General features: G+C 67.6%; 17 protein-coding genes. 6 read left to right on the top strand and 11 right to left on the bottom strand.

Going from position 1 to position 19,359, the window contains the following annotated elements; all coding sequences use genetic code 11:
* Positions 1–78: 78 nt before the first annotated feature.
* The 7 genes from ACQ5SA_RS02965 to ACQ5SA_RS02995 form a co-directional block, all read right to left on the bottom strand.
* Positions 79–1,725: an MFS transporter gene (locus tag ACQ5SA_RS02965; RefSeq protein WP_499312577.1), complete on the bottom strand. Its 1,647-nt coding sequence runs from the start codon at positions 1,723–1,725 to the stop codon at positions 79–81.
* On the bottom strand, positions 1,719–3,002 hold the full coding sequence (locus ACQ5SA_RS02970) for an alginate export family protein (protein ID WP_499312579.1): 1,284 nt from the start codon (positions 3,000–3,002) through the stop codon (positions 1,719–1,721). The genes ACQ5SA_RS02965 and ACQ5SA_RS02970 overlap by 7 nt, the downstream gene beginning before the upstream one ends.
* Positions 2,981–4,828 (bottom strand): amidohydrolase, encoded by a 1,848-nt coding sequence (locus ACQ5SA_RS02975; protein WP_499313312.1) that lies wholly within the window; start codon positions 4,826–4,828, stop codon positions 2,981–2,983. Before ACQ5SA_RS02975 ends, ACQ5SA_RS02970 begins: the two co-directional genes overlap by 22 nt.
* 119 nt (positions 4,829–4,947) lie before the next feature.
* Positions 4,948–5,373 (bottom strand): DoxX family protein, encoded by a 426-nt coding sequence (locus ACQ5SA_RS02980; RefSeq protein ID WP_499312581.1) that lies wholly within the window; start codon positions 5,371–5,373, stop codon positions 4,948–4,950.
* A gap of 2 nt (positions 5,374–5,375) precedes the next feature.
* On the bottom strand, positions 5,376–6,032 hold the full coding sequence (locus ACQ5SA_RS02985) for a hydrolase (RefSeq protein WP_499312582.1): 657 nt from the start codon (positions 6,030–6,032) through the stop codon (positions 5,376–5,378).
* A complete protein-coding gene (locus ACQ5SA_RS02990) occupies positions 6,029–6,445 on the bottom strand; it encodes a helix-turn-helix transcriptional regulator (protein ID WP_499312584.1) in 417 nt (138 codons plus the stop codon). The genes ACQ5SA_RS02985 and ACQ5SA_RS02990 overlap by 4 nt, the downstream gene beginning before the upstream one ends.
* 79 nt (positions 6,446–6,524) lie before the next feature.
* Complete coding sequence (locus ACQ5SA_RS02995) at positions 6,525–6,857, bottom strand: hypothetical protein (RefSeq protein ID WP_499312585.1); 333 nt, start codon at positions 6,855–6,857, stop codon at positions 6,525–6,527.
* Positions 6,858–6,953: 96 nt separating this feature from the next.
* On the opposite strand from ACQ5SA_RS02995, the gene ACQ5SA_RS03000 reads away from it, so the two are divergent.
* Together ACQ5SA_RS03000 and ACQ5SA_RS03005 are read left to right on the top strand one after the other, a co-directional pair.
* Entirely contained in the window at positions 6,954–9,986 is a 3,033-nt protein-coding gene (locus tag ACQ5SA_RS03000; protein WP_499312587.1) for a sensor histidine kinase, read from the top strand.
* Positions 9,979–10,632 carry a response regulator gene (locus ACQ5SA_RS03005; RefSeq protein ID WP_089235934.1) on the top strand — a complete coding sequence of 218 codons (654 nt, stop codon included), beginning with the start codon at positions 9,979–9,981 and terminating at the stop codon, positions 10,630–10,632. Before ACQ5SA_RS03000 ends, ACQ5SA_RS03005 begins: the two co-directional genes overlap by 8 nt.
* A 579-nt stretch (positions 10,633–11,211) precedes the next feature.
* Here ACQ5SA_RS03005 and ACQ5SA_RS03010 read toward each other — a convergent pair.
* Positions 11,212–12,408, bottom strand: coding sequence for an MFS transporter (locus ACQ5SA_RS03010; protein ID WP_499312589.1), 1,197 nt, complete (start codon positions 12,406–12,408; stop codon positions 11,212–11,214).
* 93 nt (positions 12,409–12,501) lie between these two features.
* On the opposite strand from ACQ5SA_RS03010, the gene ACQ5SA_RS03015 reads away from it, so the two are divergent.
* Positions 12,502–13,461 (top strand): LysR family transcriptional regulator, encoded by a 960-nt coding sequence (locus ACQ5SA_RS03015; RefSeq protein ID WP_499312591.1) that lies wholly within the window; start codon positions 12,502–12,504, stop codon positions 13,459–13,461.
* A gap of 2 nt (positions 13,462–13,463) precedes the next feature.
* Here the strand turns inward: ACQ5SA_RS03015 and ACQ5SA_RS03020 are convergent, their stop codons facing one another.
* Together ACQ5SA_RS03020 and ACQ5SA_RS03025 are read right to left on the bottom strand one after the other, a co-directional pair.
* Entirely contained in the window at positions 13,464–14,912 is a 1,449-nt protein-coding gene (locus ACQ5SA_RS03020; RefSeq protein WP_499312593.1) for an amidohydrolase family protein, read from the bottom strand.
* Positions 14,913–14,961: 49 nt separating this feature from the next.
* Positions 14,962–15,663, bottom strand: a complete 702-nt coding sequence (locus tag ACQ5SA_RS03025; RefSeq protein ID WP_230110353.1) for an ankyrin repeat domain-containing protein — start codon at positions 15,661–15,663, stop codon at positions 14,962–14,964.
* Positions 15,664–15,757: 94 nt separating this feature from the next.
* On the opposite strand from ACQ5SA_RS03025, the gene ACQ5SA_RS03030 reads away from it, so the two are divergent.
* A complete protein-coding gene (locus ACQ5SA_RS03030) occupies positions 15,758–16,639 on the top strand; it encodes a LysR substrate-binding domain-containing protein (protein ID WP_499312594.1) in 882 nt (293 codons plus the stop codon).
* Positions 16,640–16,831: 192 nt separating this feature from the next.
* Positions 16,832–17,269, top strand: a complete 438-nt coding sequence (locus tag ACQ5SA_RS03035) for a DUF3806 domain-containing protein (RefSeq protein WP_499312596.1) — start codon at positions 16,832–16,834, stop codon at positions 17,267–17,269.
* A gap of 81 nt (positions 17,270–17,350) precedes the next feature.
* Here the strand turns inward: ACQ5SA_RS03035 and ACQ5SA_RS03040 are convergent, their stop codons facing one another.
* Positions 17,351–18,508 carry an amidohydrolase family protein gene (locus ACQ5SA_RS03040; protein ID WP_499313315.1) on the bottom strand — a complete coding sequence of 386 codons (1,158 nt, stop codon included), beginning with the start codon at positions 18,506–18,508 and terminating at the stop codon, positions 17,351–17,353.
* 184 nt (positions 18,509–18,692) lie between these two features.
* On the opposite strand from ACQ5SA_RS03040, the gene ACQ5SA_RS03045 reads away from it, so the two are divergent.
* Complete coding sequence (locus tag ACQ5SA_RS03045) at positions 18,693–19,334, top strand: hypothetical protein (RefSeq protein ID WP_499312598.1); 642 nt, start codon at positions 18,693–18,695, stop codon at positions 19,332–19,334.
* The last annotated feature ends 25 nt before the right edge of the window (positions 19,335–19,359 follow it).

A 19,359-nucleotide genomic window follows, 5' to 3' on the forward strand; every position in this document is an offset into this window, starting at 1 on the left:
GGCCGCTGGCCGGCAACCCCATCAACCTCGATCAAAGTCGCGATCAGCCGGCCAGCGGCCGGCTCTACCACGGGGCCATCAGATGTCGCTGTGGTGATGGGGCGCTGCCGCCGGCAGCGGATCATGGCCGCCGACGAAATGACGCACCACCGGGGCGCGCTCACCGCGATGCAGCGCGCGCAGCGCCTCCTGGATCGCCTTGTCGTCGGCGGTGATGCGCTCGTGCTGGCGCAAGTGCTCCAACCACGACGCCGCCACGAAATATTCAAGATGGGTGCCCGGGGTCGCCACATCCTCGACCACGCCCCAGACCACGGCGCCATCGCGTCGACGGATCGTCCCCAGCGTGCGCATCTGCGCCTGGAACGCGGCACGGTCGGCGGCATCGATGCGATATTCGATGGTCACCAGCACCGGTCCACGATCATTCGACACCGGCACCGACAGCTCCGGCGCTGGCCAGTGGCCGGCAGGACTCAGGTTCAGATCCTCGGCGCCGGCAATACGCACGCGCCACACCAGCAGGCCGCCGATGACCGCGCCTGCTGCGGCCACCAGCAATGCCAGTTCCGGCGATGTGCGTTGCGCCAGGGCGCCCCAGCTCAGGCCACCCGCTGCCATGCCGGCCGAGAACACCATGATGTACAGGGCAAGCGCCCGCGCCCTCACCCAGGCCGGCACCGCGGTCTGCGCCGCAATCTGCAACGAAGACAACACGGTGATCCACGCAAAGCCATTGACCAGCATCACCGGCGGCAACACGTACCAGCTGCGGGTCAGCGCCAGACCGGCCAGGCTTGCAGCCAGCGACAGGGTGGCCAGCAGCACCAGCAGGTCGCGGTCGAGCCTGGCCCGCAGCTTCGGCAGCAGCAGTGCACCGCCCACCGCGCCAATGCCGATGCAGCCCAGCAGCACGCCGTACTGCCCCGCCCCACCGTGCATCTGCCCGCGCACCACCACCGGCAGCATCGCGTTCATCGCTGCGGCAAAGAAGAAGAAGCCGGCCGATTTGATCAGTACCGCCTGCAGGCGTCCGGCGCGGCTTGCATAGCGCAGGCCGGCCTTCAGGCCAGCACCGAATCCTTCCGGAGGCAGGCTGGATGCCTTCGGATCGCGCTTCCAGCCCCACACCACGAACAGCATTGCTGCAAAAGTGATGGCGTTGAACCCGAAGGCCCACACCGCACCAAGCTGGGCCACGATCACGCCGCCGATGGCTGGACCGATCGAACGGGCGATGTTGATGCCGATGGAATTGAGTGCCACCGCCGACGCCAGCATCGGTTGCGGCACCAGCTCGGAGACGATCGCGGCCTGCGCCGGCATCGCCATCGCCGCGCCGCAGCCCATGCAGAAGGTCAGCAGCACCAGCAGCTGCGGCGTCAGCAGGTCCATCGCCGTAAGCACCGCCGTCACTGCAGCCACCAACAGCATCCAGCCCTGGGTGAACAGCAGGTACCTGCGGCGGTCGACGATGTCGGCCAGGGTGCCGGCAGCCAGCGCCAGCAGCACGATCGGCACGGTGGTGGCCGACTGCACCAGCGCCACCATCAGTGCCGAGCCGGTGCGTTCGGCCATCACCCAGGCCGCAGCCACGTCGTTGACCCAGGTGCCGATGTTGCTGGCCAGGATCGCCAGCCAGATCGAACGGAACATGCGGATCTTCAGCGGCGACCAGGCGCCATCGGCCTGTGGGGAGTGTTGTGACGCGGATGCGTTCACCATTGCCATGCTCCAACGATTGAGGCGAACAGCGTGTCCTGGCCACCGGCCTGCTTCAGTGCAGGGCCCGCGTCGACCCAGGCCAGCTGCAGCTGCCATTGCCAGCGGTCATTGACCTGCCAGCGGGTTTCGGATTTGTATTGGGTACCGATGCGGCGTGCGCCTCCGGCACTGCCGGGCAGCGCTGCCAACGGTGCCGGCGTGGTGTAGACCGCATCGGCGCGCCGCTGCTTCCAGGCCAGCTGTACACCCAGCTCGGTGGTCACCGCGTCATGCAGGCGCAGCGTCAGTGTCGGCTGCAGATCCATCAGGTTGGCCGGTGCCAACAGGCTGGCTTCGCTGAAATAGGCGGACTTGGGAAACAACGCATTGAACGTACTGAGTCGACCATCTCGCGGATCGCCATCGCCGCTGGCGATATCGGCCTTCAGGCCCACGCGTGGTTGCAGCGGCAGCGCTACCCAGCGCCAGCCGGTATCGGTGGCGAGGGTCCATGCGCGGATATCCAGATCGCCGGTCTCTGCCCGCAGTTCACCGCCCTGCATCACCAGTTCGGTATTCCAGTCCAGCGCACCGGACTGACCGAACCAGCGCGCGCCCAGGGTCTGCCGCCGCTCGGTACCGCTGCCTGCGGCGAAGCGCGCGCCCTCGCGACGATAGTCCAGCAGATAGAGATCCCACTGGCTGCTGCCTGCACCCTTCGCCGTCGTGGCATACACGCCGATCAGGTGTGCACCGCGCTCACCGCGGTCATCGAACGCACCCGCGCGGTTCTCCACCGGGCGCAGCGCCATCAGGTCCAGCGCGCCCAGCCGGCCCTGCCAACCTACCCGTGCACCATCAAACGCCAAGCGGATGTTCGGCCCATCGCGCACCGACAGCAGGCGCGAGCTGCCATAGCCCGCTTCCTGCCTGCCCAGCTGCACGTGCATGCCACCAGCAGCCCAGCGCCAGTACGCCTGCTGTACGTCCAACGCACCGCGATCGGTACGCCCTGGACCGCCGGCCTTGCCGCGCTCGGCATGTGCACCCAGCTGCAGCTTCGCCTGCCAGTCATCGCGGGCGAAGGTCGCCGACGCCAGCGCACGCAGCAGGCCGTAGCCATCCTCGCCGCCACCAACGCCGAACCGGGTCGGGTCGTAGTACATGCCACGCAAGCGCAGCGATGCATCCCACTGCAACTGGCCATCGCCAACTGCGGTACAGGCGCCACCGTCGCAGGCCAGTGCCAACGACGGCAATGCCAGTGATGCCAGGGTCAGAACGCGAAGCACGAACATCCCATCGCGCCCCAGAACGCGGTCAGATCATCGGTTGGCGCGGCATGGCGGGCCGCATGGCCGTGCGCACCATGGGTGCTGCAGGCGGCGCCATGATGGTGATGATGGGCCGCCGCCAGGCCGGTGGCGGCGCCGCCGACGTGGTAGCCACCGAACCGGTTCACCGGCGACCAGTCCGGCATCGCTGGAGGCAGCTGCGGCGCCAATCCGGCGTAGTCGCCGTCGCCATGCACGATGCGGCCACCCACCACGGTCAACAAGCTGGTGATGTCGGCGATCTGCTGCTCGTCGACACGGAAGAAGTCGGCCGACAACAGGATGAAGTCGGCCAGCTGGCCTGCCTTCAGCGTGCCCTTCACCGCTTCGTCGCCGGAGAACCAGGCACTGCCCTGCGTCCACAGGCGCAAAGCCTGCTCACGTTCCAGCAGGTTTTCATCACCGTACAAGGCCAGGCCACCGACGGTGCGCCCGGTCACCAGCCACGACAGCGCCACCCAGGGGTTGTAGCTGGCCACGCGCGTGGCGTCGGTACCGGCACCGACCGGCACACCCTCGGCCAGCATCCGCTTCACCGGTGGCGTGTGCCGCGCCGCCTGCACGCCATAGCGCTGCACGAAGGCCTCACCCTGGTAGGCCATGCGGTGCTGCACGGCGATGCCGCCGTTCAATGCGCGGATACGCTCGATGTTGCGCGGGGTGATGGTCTCGGCGTGGTCGATGAACCAGTGCAGGCCATCGAACGGCACCTCGCGGTTGACCTGTTCGTAGACGTCGAGAATGCGGCTGATGCTCTCGTCGTAGGTCGCGTGGATGCGGAACGGCCAGCGCTTCTCCACCAGCAGCTTCACCACGTCGTGCAGTTCCGGCTCCAGCTCCGGCGGCAGTTCCGGGCGCGGCTCGTTGAACAGTTCGAAGTCGGCTGCGGAGAACACCAGCATCTCGCCGGCACCATTGTGGCGCAGCAGGTCGTCGCCCTGGCGTGGCTGCAGCATTTCGCTCCAGCCGCGGAAATCGCTGACCTCGCTGCCCTTGTTCTGGGTGAACAAGTTGTAGGCGATGCGCACGGTCAGCTGCTGGTCGCGGTGCAGCTGTTCGATGACCTGGTAGTCCTCGGGGTAGTTCTGGAAGCCACCGCCGGCGTCGATCACCGAGGTGATGCCCAGGCGGTTCAACTCGCGCATGAAATGGCGGGTTGAATTGGCCTGGTATTCGATCGGCAGTTTCGGCCCCTTGGCCAGGGTCGCATACAGGATCAGTGCATTCGGCTTGGCCAGCAGCAGGCCGGTCGGGTTGCCCAGCGAATCACGCACGATCTGCCCACCGGGCGGATCAGGCGTTTCCTTGGTATAGCCGCAGGCACGCAGCGCGGCGCGGTTGAGCAGCGCGCGGTCGTACAGGTGCAGCAGGAACACCGGCGTATCCGGGGCGATGTCGTTCAGTTCCTGCAGGGTCGGCAGGCGCTTCTCGGTGAACTGGGTGGCGGTGAATCCCCCTACCACCCGCACCCACTGCGGTGCGGGCGTGCGGTCCACCTGCGCCTTCAGCATGGCCATCGCATCGGCCAGCGAGCGCACGCCGTCCCAGCGCAGCTCCAGGTTGTAGTTCAAGCCGCCGCGGATCAGGTGGGTGTGACTGTCATTGAGGCCCGGAACCAGGCGCCGTCCCTGGGCATCGATCAGAGTGGCTTCGTTGCCCCAGTCACGCATGATCTGTTCATCGCTGCCGACAGCGACGATACGCCCCTCCTGCACGGCCAATGCCTGCGCATGCGGTTGCTGCGGATCGAGGGTGGTGATGCGTGCGTTGCGGATGACCAGCGTGCTCATGCGACGCTCCTTGGAAGGGGATTGGATGGCCGCGGCGGTGCCGCCAGCCAGGCCCAGCGCCAGCGCGGCACCGGTGGCCAGCACCACGGTGCGGCGGCCAGGATCGAGAGGTTCGTTGCTCATGCGATGTCTCCAGAAAGAACCAGGCCATCCACCGCCCACGCGCCGGGCCCGGCCAGGGCGATGGCCAGCAATGCCAGCGTCCACAAGAACGGATATTCGGCACCACCGCGCATCCAGAACCACCCTTTTGGCAGCGCCAGCAATGCGGTGAAGGCGATGAACGCAGCAGCGACAAGCGCGGCGATCCGGGCCTGCCAGCCCAGCATCACGGCGGTGCCGGCCACCACCTGCAGCAGCGCCAGCAGCAATGGCAACGGGGCCGCCGCAGGCAGACCGAAGCCACGCAGTTCGTCGGCAAAACCCGCCAGGCCAGGCCCGTTGAACCAGCCGAACAGTTTTCCCAGCGCGTGCGGCAGCAGGAATCCTCCCGCCGCTACCCGCAGGATCAGCAAGGCCAGGTCGAGGCCATGGCCATCGCGCACGCTCAGTGCCCGCCTTCCTGCGCGCCGAACATGGTCTTGGCGTACTGGATGCCGACGCCATAGCCGCCCGCATGGTCGCGGGCGATGCCGGTGGTCAGGTCGTAGGTTTCACCGCGCGCCCAGTCGCGCTGCAGTTCCAGCAGGTACTGCACGCTGGTGATCGGCACTGCGCCGGCCTGCACCATGCGGGTGATCGCGCGTTCGTGCGCCTCTTCGCTCACATCGCCGCAGGCATCGGTGATCACATAGACCTCGAACCCCTGCTCCAGCGCCGACAGCGTCGGGCCGACGATGCAGACGCTGGTCCACAGCCCGGCCAACACCAGCCGACGCTTGCCGATACGGTTCACCTCATCGATCACCGGCTGGTCTTCCCAGGTGTTCATCGACGTGCGATCGAACACCATCTGGCCCGGGAAGATCGCCGGCAGCTCCGGGAACATCGGGCCGGAGAACGACTTCTCGGCCACCGTGGTCAGCAGCACCGGCACGTTGAAGCCCTTTGCACCCTTGCTGATCAACGACACGTTGTTGCGCAGCGCGGAGATGTCGATGGTGTGGGTGGCGAACGCCATCTGCGACTGGTAGTCGATCAGGATCAGGGCGTGGTCGATGGGTGACAGCAGTGCGTTGGCGGGGGTGGCGGTGGCGAGGCTCATGGGTGGACTCCAGTGGAGGAAACAACAAGGGGAAGCGCGAGCGCCGCATCGCCGGCCAGATACTGGCCGGGGCTGCAGCCGGTCTCAGCGCGAAAGCTGCGGACGAAATGGCTTTGGTCGAAAAAACCCAGATGCTGGGCCAGGCAGGTCATCGACTGCCCGTGGGTCGCCAGCAGCTGCCGCGCACGTTCAATGCGCCGTCGACGCACGTAACGCAGCGGGCTGGCACCGGTGCCACTACGGAACAGGCGCACCAGATGGAAACGGCTCACGCAGGCGGCTTCGGCCAGTTCGGTGACACGCAGCGGCTGCGACAGGTGCTCATCGATGTAGCGCAGCGCGCGCTGCAGGCCGGCCGACTGCTGGGGCGCCAGCGTGGGCGTGGGCTCGGCGGGCGAAAGGACGGTAGCCATGTTCGGGCGCCGCAGCGGGGGTGGCCCATGGTGCGGCGCCAGCCGTTGGCGCCCTACCCCCAACGGTCGAGGTCAACACTCACCCGATCGGGGGAGGCGGCCGTCGCAACCGTCGCCGGCCGAACAGGCGCGCGTCCAGCGAATAGGCGCCCGGCCCCAGTAGCAACAGTGCCAACGGCAGCAGCGACCATGGCAACGCCGCGCCCTGCCAAAAGAGCCCCGGCACCGCCAGCGCGACCGCCAACGGCGTGAACAGGCCGGGCAACAGCAAGCCCGTTGCTGCCAGGCACAGCCACCAGATCCCGCCTGCAGCAGTGCTTGGCAGCAACAGCGCGCTGGCCACGCACACTCTCAGCCACAACAATCCCAGGCCCGGGCCGCGATCGGGAAACATCACATACAAGCGCTGCATCGCCGGGCTCCATCTTCCATGTCGGCGTGATAGCCGACCCGGCTGCATCGCGCCTACCCCATTCGGGTCACCTGCGCCTGCCCCGCACCTGCCAGAATGCGCGTCATGCGTGGCCACATCTTCCCTCTCCCGCGTCGCCTGCCGGCGCTGCTGTCGTGCCTGCTGTTGCTGATCGCCCTGCCCGTGCTCGCTGCACAGCATCCGGTGATCAGCGACGGCATGCCCGGCTACCAGCACACCGCGTGGCGGGTGGGCCAAGGGGCACCCGGCGATATCTGGGACATCGCCCAGGATCGTGAAGGCATGCTGTGGCTGGCGACCGGCTCGGGCCTGTACCGCTTCGACGGTCGTCGTTTCGAACGCCAGGCGGCACCGGCGGGCGCCAGCTTCCCCTCCACCAACATGGTCACGCTCGGCCTCGACGGCGAGGGCGACGGCCTGTGGATCGGCTATTTCCAGGCCGGCATCAGCCAGTTCTCGCCGCAGCGGCTGCGCAGTTTCGGGCGAGCACAGGGCGTGCCGGTGGGCGTGGCCCCGCGCTTCGCGCATGACCACAACGGACGCCTGTGGGCCGCAGTCAATGGTGGCCTGCGCTGGTTCGACGGGCAACGCTGGCAGGCTCCGTCTGCCGATGAAGGCGTGCCACAACGTCGTGTGCAATGGCTGCTGCAGGACAGCCACGGCACCTTCTGGGTGCTGGCCGACCTGCACATCTGGAAGCGCCCGGCGGGAAAGACCGCATTTGAAAACACCGGCATCGCCGTCTCGCAGATGGCGACCCTGGTGGAAAGCCCGCAAGGCGAGATCTGGCTGGCTGACCGTATCCGCGGCACCTCGCCACTGGCCAACGCGCAGGGGCTGCTGCCCCCCAGCGAACGTGAAGCGCGGCGCATGCCGGACCTGGTCGCCGCGCGGCTGCAGTTCACCGCCGATGGCGCACTGTGGGCCACGCTGAGCCCGCACGGTGGCGTCGCCCGCGTCACCTTCGATGGCCAGCAGGCCATGCGCATCGAGCGCTTCGACACACCGCAGGGCCTCACCGCGACCTCGGCGGTGCCGGTCATCGCCGACCGCGAAGGCAACCTGTGGGTCGGCACCAATCTAGGCCTCAACCGCTTCCGCGCCCGCAGCGTGCAGACGCTGGCCGTCGGCCCCAGCGATCCTTACCGCTCGCTGGTACGCGGCAGCGATGGCCGCGTGTACGGCTATGGCGAAGACCTCAAGCTGTTCGACCTGCAGCGCCCGCTGCTTTCCGAAAGCGCGGCGCAGTTGCAGGCCGCCGCGCAGCGGGTGCCCACGCCGGTCTGGCAGTTCGACTGGATCAACCTCGCACGCACGGTGGACGGGCACACCACGCGCATTCCACTGCCCGCACCGTTCACCGGCCAGCCCCTGCATGCCCTGCTGTTTGCCGATGATGACCAGGCTTGGGTCTGCGCCGGCGAGCAGGCGGTGCTGCAGTACGCGGATGACCGCTGGCGACGCGAGACGCGGCTGCCCGAACAGGCCTGCTCGTCGCTGGCGCTTGCCAGCAACGGCGCGCTGCTGCTTGGTTATTCCGACGGCACGCTGCGCCGCCTGGATGGCGCATCGATCACCACGTTCGGCGCGGCACAGGGGCTGTCAGTCGGCCCGATAACCGCGCTGCTGCAGCATGACGATCTACTGCTGGTTGCCGGTGAGGCGGGCCTGGCCGCGCGCCTCGGCAACGGCCGGTTCCTGCCCGTACGCACCAACACCACCGGCATCCTCGAAGGCATTACCGGCATGGTCGCCGATGCGCAGGGGCGACTCTGGCTCAACGGCAGCCGCGGCCTGGTGCGGCTTGAAGTCGCTACCCTGCGCAGCGCACTGCGCGACGGCCAGCCGGTTGCTCCGCGCCTGTTCGATGCCGTCGATGGCATGCCCGGCATTGCTCTGCAAAGCGGCCCCATCCCGACCGCCGTACTGGCCGCCGACGGCCTGCTGTGGCTGGCCACCAACCAGGGCCTGGCGTGGCTGGACACCCTGCAGCCGCACATCAACAGCATGGCGCCCGGGGTGCGCATCGGCGACGTGCTGTATGGCACCACCCAGACGCCGTTGCAAGAAGGCTTGCGCCTGCCGGCCGGAACCTCCCAGCTGCAGATCGACTATGTCGCGCTGTCGCTGGCGCGGCCCGAGCGCAATCGCTACCGCTACCGCCTGTCCGGCGTGGACGACGGCTGGCAGGACGCTGGTGGCAGCACGCGCGCCTACTACACCAATCTGGCGCCGGGTCATTACCGTTTCGAGGTGGAGGCTGCCAATGAGGACGGCATCTGGAGCCGCGCGCCAGCCATTCGCAACTTCCGGATCGCGCCCACGTTCCTGCAGAGCATCTGGTTCAAGCTGTTGTGCGTGGTGCTGGTGCTGGCCGTGCTGATGCTGGCCATCCGCATCCGCAGTGGCCAGCTCGCGATGCTGTTCCGCGCGCGCCTGCAGGAGCGCAACGGCGAGCGCGAACGCATCGCCCGCGACCTGCACGACACCCTGCTGCAGGGCAGCCAGGGGCTAATCCTGCGGCTGCACGCCATCAGCCAGTCCGCGCAGACGCCTGAACCGGTGCGCACCCAGCTGGAGGCGGCGATGCAGTTGGCCGAGCAGAATCTTGCCGAAGGCCGGGAACGGGTCAACGCACTCCGCGACGGACCGTTCGCCGGTCGCGACCTCGCCTCGGCGCTGGCCGATGTGCACGCCGAGTACGCGGGCCATGGCACCAACCCGCTGCGCCTGACCGTGGAAGGCAGTCCCCCGCCCCTGCAGACCGATGCCGCCGAAGAAGTGTTCCTGATCGGACGCGAGGCGATCCGCAACGCGTTGCGGCATGCGCAGGCCAGTGCCATCGAAGTGGAACTGTCCTACGGCACCCGCTGCTTCCTGCTGCACGTACGCGATGATGGTGTCGGCATTGCCGACGAGGATGCCGGCCGCGGTCATTGGGGCATGCAGGGCATGCGCGAGCGCGCACAGCGGCTGGGCGCGGAACTGCAGTTGTGGACCCGACCGGGCCTGGGCACCGAAGTTGCGCTGTCCGTGCCGGCCCGTCGCCTGTATCACCGCCGCCCATCGCGCTGGCGCTGGCCCTGGAGCAGACCCACCCATGACTGAATCCCTTCCTCCCATCGGCGTGCTGGTGGTTGATGACCATCCCCTGCTGCGCGATGGCCTGGCGGCACTGCTGAGCACGCACGCAGACCTGCGTCTGCTCGGCGAAGCCGCAGATGGCGAAGAAGCGCTTGCCCGCTACCAGCAGCTGCAACCGGATGTGGTGCTGATGGACCTGCAGATGCCACGCATGGACGGCGTGGAAGCGATCGTGCGGATCCGCGCGCTTGATCCCCGTGCACGCATCATCGTGCTGACGACCTACCGCGGCGATGTGCGTGCGGTGCGTGCCCTGCAGGCCGGCGCCAGCGCCTATCTGTTGAAGGACACGCTGCGCCACGAACTGGTGGACACCATCCGCACGGTGGCCAGCGGTCGTCGCGCACCGATACCAGCGGAAGTGGCAGCCAGCATCGCCGCGCATGTGGTGGAAGACCGGTTGTCGCCGCGCGAAACCGAAGTATTGCGCCACGTGGCCGGCGGCCTGTCGAACAAACGCATCGGCGAACGCATGCAGATTTCCGAGCAGACGGTGAAGGCGCACATGAAAAGCCTGATGGACAAGCTGGGCGTTGGCGACCGGACCCACGCGGTCACCCAGGCACTGCGCCGCGGAATCATCAGCCTGGATGACACCGGTCAGGATTGAAGGGGGTTCGGCCGGGCTGCGCCCGGCACCCGCCGAATCAACGGCCGAAGCAACGGCAACTGCAACTGCAACAGCAACAGCGGGTTTGCTGCGGGATGGCAGGGTGGATCCGGTGGCAGGGGCCGCTGCAAGTACGTCCATGTAAGCTCGGTCGCCGCATCCATGCGGCTCACGCCCCTGCCACCGGACCCACCCCGCCTTCGACAGATCTCCGCGATCTGCCCGGGTGACATCACCTGCTCTTGGTAGGTGTCGACCTTGGTCGACACGTAGATCCACGCCATGCGTGGATGCTCTTCGTTCAATTGTCGAAATATTAGATTTCGATGGAGATTCATCCAGCATGGGATGGATCCATCAGACACCGGAAAACTGTCAAAGGTGGGGCGGTGTCGGAGTGCGGGGTGTCAGCCGCATGGATGCGGCTGCCAAGCCTACAAGGACGTACTTGCGGCGTCCCCGCACTCCGACACCGCCCCGCCCTCCCACGGAATCCAGCTTCTGCCGTTGCCGTTGCCGTTGCCGTTGCCGTTGCCGTTGTTTCGGCGGGTGCAGGGCGCAGCCCTGCCGAACACACCTTCAACGCAGGCGGATCAACAGGCTGCCACCGGCACAGATCGTCGCCAGCCACGCCACGCCCTGCCAACCCCACTGCGCCAACGCCAGGCTGCCAAATGCGCCGCCGCTGGCCATGCCGACGAACATGCCGGTGAACAGCAACGCGTTGAGACGGCTGCGTGCCGGCGGCACCAGGCCGTAGACCAGGGTCTGGTGCGCGACCAGCGCCGACTGGAAACCGAAATCGAACAGCAACGCGCTGACCACCAGCAACGGCAGCAGCGCGGCAGCCGGCAGCCACGACTCGGCCAACAACAGGGCAAAGCCTGCCAGCGCAACCGCAATCGCCAACCGCGCTACCGCGGGGCTGCCCAAGCGATCGGCGAAGCGGCCAGCAACGGGCGCAGCCAACGCACCGGCAGCACCGGCAATGCCGAACGCACCCGCAGCAGCACTGCCCAGACCCAGCCGTGCGTGCAGCATCAGCGCCAGCGTCGACCAGAACGCACTGAAGCCCACCGCCAGCAGCGACTGGCTGGCGACGGCGCGACGCAACTGCGGCTGCTCGCGCCAGAGCGCCAGCAACGAGCCCAACAGCGCGGGGTAGCGCAGCGTGCTGGTCGCGGGGAAGTGTGGCAGTGCCCGTGCCATCACCGCGCCCATCGCCAGCACCGAGAGTGCCGCGAGGCCGAACTGCACGCGCCAGCCCCAGGCTTCGGCCACCACGCCGCTGACCACGCGCGACAGCAGGATGCCCAGCAGCAGGCCGGTCATCACCCGGCCCACTACCTGCCCGCGCTGCGCATCCGGCGCCAGCACCGCAGCGGCCGGCACGATGTCCTGAGCCAGCGTGGCCATCAGCCCCACCAGCAGGCTGGCAACAAGAAGCCCGGGCAACTGGCCGGCCAAGGCCGCCGCACCCAGGGCCAACGCTAACAGCACCGACTTCAGCAGGATCAGGTTGCGCCGGTCGAAGCGGTCGCCCAGCGGAGCCAGCAGCAGGATGCCCAGTGCGTAGCCCAGCTGGGTCAGGGTCGGCACCAGGCCCACGGCGCGCTCGCCCGCACCGAGATCCTGGGCGATCAGGCCCAGCATCGGCTGGCTGTAGTAGAGCGAGGCCACCGAGAAGCCCGCGCCGGCGGCCATGGCCAGCACCAATGATGGGGCGGGCGCAGCGCTGGGCGCAGTGGTGATGGTTGAGAGCGAGGGGGTGGACATGGGGGCATCAGGGAAAGAAGTGGAGCGTAGCGTGCCGATATTCGCAGTGCGTCTGTAGTAGGCTCAGCCACATACTTGCCATACGTCATACGCATGAACGACCTTGCCTCGGGTGGCGACCGCCTGGATCTGCTGCGTACCTTCCTGCGTATCGTGGACAGCGGCAGCCTTTCTGCTGCTGCCCTGCAGCTGGGCACCACCCAGCCCACCGTCAGCCGTCGGCTGCAAGCCCTGGAGCGGCAACTGGGCCTGCGCCTGCTGCAACGGTCCACCCACGGCCTGCTGCTGACCGAGGACGGCCAGCGCTGCCAACGCCATGCGCAGCGGGTGGTGGACGAATGGGAAGCGCTGCAGGCCGAGCTGCACGGCCAGGCCCAGATGCTCAGCGGTCGCCTGCGGGTGATGGTGCCGCATGCATTCGGCCAGGCGCAGCTGCTGCCGACCATGCTCGATTTCCTGGCCCAGCATCCACAGTTGAGCCTGGAGTGGATTCTTGAGGACCGCCGCCCGGACTTCATCGCCGAAGGCATCGACTGCGCGGTGCGGGTCGGCACGGTCGACGAACCGCGCATGGTCGCCCTGCCGCTGGCCGAAGTACCACGCATCGTGGTGGCCGCACCCTCGCTGGCCGATGCGGATTCGATCACCACGCCCGAACAGGCGCAGGCACTGCCGTGGATCTCGCTGGTCACCTACTACCGCGAACGTCTGCTGCTGCACGACGCGCAAGGCCGCGCACACACCCTGTCCATCACGCCACGCCTGCTCAGCGACAACCTGTTCGTGGTGCAGCAGGCCGCACGTGCTGGATTGGGCGCGGCGGTGGTTTCGGCCTGGCTGGTGGCCGAAGACCTGGCCGAAGGGCGATTGGTGCAGCTGCTGCCGGACTGGCAGGCGCCGCCGCTGCCGGTGCACCTTGTGTTCCCTGCTGCGCGACAGCAACCCCTTCGCCTGCGCGCCTTCATCGACGCCATGAAGGCCGCGCTGCCGCAACTGCATGGCATGCGGCCGGCACCGCGCCAGGCGCTGCCGGTCACATCAACGCGGGCGTGACTCTACTTCGCAGCGGCATTCCAGCCAGCGACCTTGGCCTTGGTGTCGGCCAGCATCCTGTCCAGCGCCGCGCGATCGTACACATCGCCACGCAGGATCACGCTGTCGATCTTTTCGGTGGCGGCGATGTCCTGCAGCGGGTTGGCGGTCAGCAGCACCAGATCGGCCGCCTTGCCCGTGGCGACACCGCCATAGCGCTGCATCTGGCCGAACCAGGCCGGGCCGGAGCGGGTCGCGGCCGACAGCGCCTGCGGTGCGCTCAGGCCTTCCTTCACGAACAGCTGCAACTCCTGGTGCAGGCCGATACCCGGGTAGTTGAACGAATTGAGGAAGCCCGCGTCGGTACCGGCGATGATCGTCACCCCTGCTTCCTGCAGCAGCGGCAGCACTGCGGCCACCTGGTGGTACTGCGCATGGCGCGCCTCGATCTGCGCAGGTGTCGCCTTGGCAGCGCGCTCCACCCGCCAGGCGTACGTCGCGCGCAGGCCCGGGCCGATATAGGCCAGATACGGATCGTTGGCATGGTCGTCCTGGTCGAGGAAGTCGAGGATACGACCGCCGTTGAGGGTCGGCGTCACGAATACGCCGCGCTTGGCGAAATCACGATAAGCATGCAGCGCGGTTTCGCGATCGAAGCTGGCGTCAAGCCGGCGGTTGGCTTCGGCGCGGTCGATGCGCCCGGCGCCGAAATCGGCGGCGATCTGCGCTTCATCCTTGCTGCCCGCCTTGAAGGCATAGTCCAGATGTTCGATCGAGGCCAGGCCTGCATCCACTGCCTGCTCCACCGTCAACGCCATCGGAATATGGCCTGAAGCCTTGAAACCCGCCTTGCGGGCGGCGCTGGCCGAGTACAGGAACAGCTCCGGGGTCAGCGTGCTGTCGGTGATCTTCACGAAGTCGACCTTGTCGTGCTGCAGGCGCTCGATCGCCTTGTCCGCGTCGGCCTTGCTGCCCACCTCGATCGTGCCCTTCCAGACCGGCTTGATGCCTTCGATCTTCGCACCGGACGTCAGCAGGCGCGGACCGAACAGCGTGCCGTTGGCGATTTCGCCGCGCCACTGCAGTACCTGCTGCGGAAGGTCACCGGAGCAGTCTCGGATGGTGGTGATGCCGTGGGCGATGTACAGCGGCAGCAACGCCTTGTTCTCTTCCACCAGCGCCGGGCCGCCGCCGAAGTGCACGTGCATGTCCCACAGGCCCGGAATCAGGTACTTGCCCTTGGCGTCGATCTGGCGGCTGGTGCTCCACTGGCTGCGCACCTGCGCATCGGGGCCGACTGCGACGATGTCCTCGCCACGGATGACAACGCTCTGCCCCGGCACGCTGCGCGCGTGTTCGACATCGACCACCGTGGCGTTGCGGATCAGCAGATCGGCGCGTTCTGCCGCAGACGCCGACAGCGGTGCAACGGCAAGAAGGATGGCAAGGGACAACGGACGGGAACGGAACATGGACAGCATCCTGGTAGGCACGGCAGCGTGCGGGTGGAAGGGGCGGTTGTCAGCGCGTCGCGCCGTGTTGGCGCAGCAGGGTTTCGATGTTGGCGTAACCGCGTTGCCGAGCATGCGCCAGCGGCGTTACGCCGTCACCATCAGCAAGCTCGGGGTTGGCACCGGCGTCAAGCAGCAGCTGCACGATCTGTACGTGGCGCGGGCCGCCATCGCCGAGCAGGATCGCCTCCAGCAGCGCCGTCCAGTGCAGGCGATTGACATGGTCAACGGCCACGCCAGCGCGCAGCAGCGTGCGCACGGTGGCGACATGGCCGCGTTCGGCAGCAGGAATCAGCGCGGTACCGTCATAGCGGTTGGTGCTGCGCAGGTCTGCGCCGTGCGCGAGCGTCAGCGCCAGGATCTCATCCAGGCCGCGCGCGCCGGCATACAGGTACGCGCTGTCCTGCATCGCGTCCTTGGCATTGACGTCTGCGCCGGCCTCGATCAGTTCGCGCGCCGCGTCCACGTTGTTGCCGTGGGTGGCCAGCAACAGGGCCGTGCGACCCTGGCCGTCACGGGCCTCCAGATCGGCACCCGCGTCCAGTGCCTCGCGCACGGTCTCGACATCGCCGCGGCTGGCGGCATCACGCAATTGCGCATCGGCGTCGCCTCGGGAAGTCGCCGTGCACGCCGGGATCACCATGACCAACAGGCACAGCAACAGCATGCGACCCAATGCCGAACGATGCTGCCGGGAGCGAGGGGGATGCATCGTGACTCTCCTCATGCGCGATGGCGCCGGCCATTGCCGGCCCCTGCCCTGCATGGTAGAAGTCGGCACAGGTATCCAGAAGTGAAATGTTCAAATGCAAGACAGTGCCAAATCGAATAGAACAGTGTTCGAACTGGACCTGCTGCGGGCCCTGGTGATGGTCGCCGACTGCGGCAGCTTCACCACGGCGGCCACCCGCCTGCACTCGACCCAGTCCACGGTCAGCCAGAAGGTCCGCCGCCTGGAGGAGCTCGCCGGTCACCGCCTGCTCGAGCGCGGCCACCGCGACGTGCATCCCACCGATGCCGGTCACACCCTGCTGGGCTATGCCCGGCGCATGCTGGATCTGAACGAGGAGCTGGCCCAGGCATTGGCCGGCGCCACCGTGGAGACCGCAGTGCGCATCGGTGTGCCGGAGGACTTCGTCAACGCACAGACCACGCGCATGCTCGCCGCCTTCAGCCGCCGCCACCCGCAGGTCAAGCTGGAAATCAGCAGCGGCCTCAGCCGTGATCTGGCCCACGGCTTCGACCATGGCGAGCTGGACCTGGTGCTGGTCAAGCAGCGTCGCAACACCCGCCAGGCCGTGCATTGCCGGCGCGAACCGATGCACTGGATCGACAGCCTGCGCAGCAGCAGCCTGCAGCAGGACCCGCTGCCACTGGTCACCTTCCCGCCACGCGGGCTGTACCGCGACGAGATGATCCAGGCCGTCGAAGCACTGGGCCTGCGCTGGCGCATCGCGTTCACCAGCTCCTCGCTGAGCGGCATCCAAGGCGCGGTGGCCGACGGCATCGGCATCAGCCTGCTGCCACGTCGCGCGGTCAACCGCGAACACCGCATCATCGATGGCGAGCGCGACCTGCCGGTGGTCGACAACTACGAGATCGGCCTGCTGCATCGCGCCGATGCCGATGATGCGGTGCGTGCGCTGGCCGGTGAATTGTGGCGGCAGGTGCAGCGCGAGCCGGATTAATCTGCAGCCGGGCTGCGCCCGGCACCCCATCGGTAGTGCCGGCCGCTGGCCGGCAACCTCAACTTCGGCCGAGCTCGCTGCAGCGCGTGGTTGATGCGCGCATTCGTCATCGACATCTGATCAATCCTGTCGCGCAAGGGCATTCGTCGCCCGCTACAGTACACATTGTTCCCGTGCCTGCAGCGCCCTGCCATGTCCGACGAAATCCCCACCCGCTTCGATCCCCTGCCCGCTGCGCTGCAAGCGCATCTGCAGCACCAGCGTTCACGGATTGCCGCTCGCGTGGCCGCCGAATTTCCCACTCTGCCTGTGCAATGGCCACTGTCGGCCCTCACGCTGCAGCGCGCAGTCGATGCGGAGCTGATCGATCGGGACGACTGCGACGGTTGGGAGGCGCTGGGCGTGGCGTTCGGGGATACCCTGGCCCAGCGCGTGCCGGCCCTGACCTGGATGCAGGTCACCGATGCCTGGGGCACTGATGCGGTGCTTCGCTATGCTGACAGCAGCCTGCAGATCGGCGTCAGCACGCTGCTGCTCAAACGCGTCGAGCAGGGCGAGACGATCGACATCGCCCATCTGCTGGCCTGGTTGGAGGAATTCGTCGCCACCCGCGCCGACGATTACGTTTGAGCCGCACGTCGGCGTTGATTGCGTTCATCCACGCACGGCGTGGATCTACAGAATGTCCGCAGGGCCCTGCATGGCGTGGGTCTACAGCCAGCGGCCGTCGACCACCACGCGGCGCTCGCCCGGCACTGCGGCCACCGCCGCCGGGCCATGGTCGGCACGCACCGCCACGAAGGTGGCCGGCCGTCCTTCTGCAATGCCGTACTGCGGCAACCCGATCACCTCCGCCGCATGGGTGGTGACCATGTCCAACGCCAGCATCAGATCCGCATCGGTGTAGAAGCCCGACCGATAGCCCAGCAGCATCGCCCGCTGCAGCAGGTCGCCATTGCCATAGGGCCACCAGCAGTCACGGATGTTGTCGTTGCCCGCGAATACGCGCACACCCGTATCGTGCAGTGCGCGCAACGGCGGGAAGGGATGACTGCCCGGCGCATTGCTCATGATCGCTACGCCTGCGGCGGCCAACGCCTCACCCACCTGCAGCGCCCGCACCAGTGGCACCTCGCCCAGCGCATAAGCGTGACTGACCGCCACCCTGCCCTGCAGGCCGGACGCGCGCGTGCGCCCTGCGATCCGCAGCATCTGTGCCAGCCCGGTCTCGCCCGGTTCGTGCAGGTGGATGTCCAGGCGCACGCCATAGCGCTCGGCCAGCCCGAACAACAGCGCAAGCTGGCCTTCGGCATCCCCATCCAGCGTGCTCGGGTCGATGCCACCCAGTACTTCCACTCCCGCGGCAACCGCCTGTTCCAGCACCGCCGCCGTACCCGGGCACGACATCACCCCCGCCTGCGGGAACGCCACCAGCTGGATGCGCATGATGTCGGCACAGCGCAGCGCCGCCTCGCGCACGGCCTGCAGATGGCGCAGGCCGGTGCTGCCATCGATGTCAACGTGGCAACGCATCGCCACCGTACCGAACGTGCTGCACTGGCGGATCAGCGCCTCGGCACGGTCCGCCATCGGTGCAGCGGCGGCAATCGCGGTTTTTTCCACCGCCAGGCGCTCGCGCAGGCTGTTCACCGGCTGATGCGGATGCCAGCGATCGCCGACGAAGCTCTTGTCCAGGTGGATATGCCCATCCACCAGCCCGGGCAAGACGGCAAAGCCCTGCAGGTCAACGCTTTGGGCTCCCTCTGCTGCAGCATCACCGTTGATGCCGACGAAACGGCCATCACGGACGTGGAAATGCAGTGGGGTACCGTCGCGATCGACGCCACCATGGACGAACTGCAGGGTCATCTGGATCTCCCGGAAAGCCAACACTGGGGTCATCCTGCCCGCCACCGCTGCCATCGGCCAACGAAATATCTGCATGCCATGCATTCACAAGCACGATGAATCCCGCCAACGACCCTGCTCCACAGGGACGCCGGATACACGCCTGAACGGGTAACATGGGCGCCTGTTTCCGCTGTGATGCCGCATGGGCCCGTCCGACCGCCACGATCGTCTTCGCCGCTGGCAGGCCGCGTCCCTGCTGGCCGCCGCCCCGATCGCCAGCCTGTCCGCCACCGATGCCAACGCCAGCGCGCCCCTGCAGGCGCCGCCGGGCCAGCAGCGGATCGCGTCGGCTGCGCTGGTCGAGGTGCTGCACCAGCGCGTGCTGGCCGGCCAGAGCGCCACCGCCACGCTGGAAAGCTGGTGTGCCGAGCACGGGCTGGCCGAGCAGGCCCGGGTCCGCGCCGTTCGCGTACATGGTCAGGACAAGCCTGCGCCGGCCGACGTGCTGCAGGCTTTGGGCGCCAAGGCCTCCACGCCCCTGCGTTACCGCCGCGTGCAGCTGGCCTGCGGCAGCCGCGTGCTGTCCGAGGCCGACAACTGGTACCTGCCCGACCATCTCAGCCCGGCCATGAACCAAGTGCTCGACACGACCGACGAGCCGTTCGGCCGTGTGGTCGGTCCACTCGGCTTCCAGCGCCAGACCCTGACCGATCAGACGTCCTGGCCGCCACGCGGCGAAGGCGACCAAGGCGTGATCCTGGAAGTACGCGCCCTGCTGCGCGACCGCCAGAAGCAGCCTTTCAGCTACGTCATCGAGTCGTACCTGGTGCAGGCACTGCCGTAGCGTTTCATCCACCCAGAACGCCTTC

Origin of the sequence: Stenotrophomonas indicatrix (assembly GCF_050573115.1) — a bacterium.
Taxonomy (GTDB): domain Bacteria; phylum Pseudomonadota; class Gammaproteobacteria; order Xanthomonadales; family Xanthomonadaceae; genus Stenotrophomonas; species Stenotrophomonas lactitubi_A.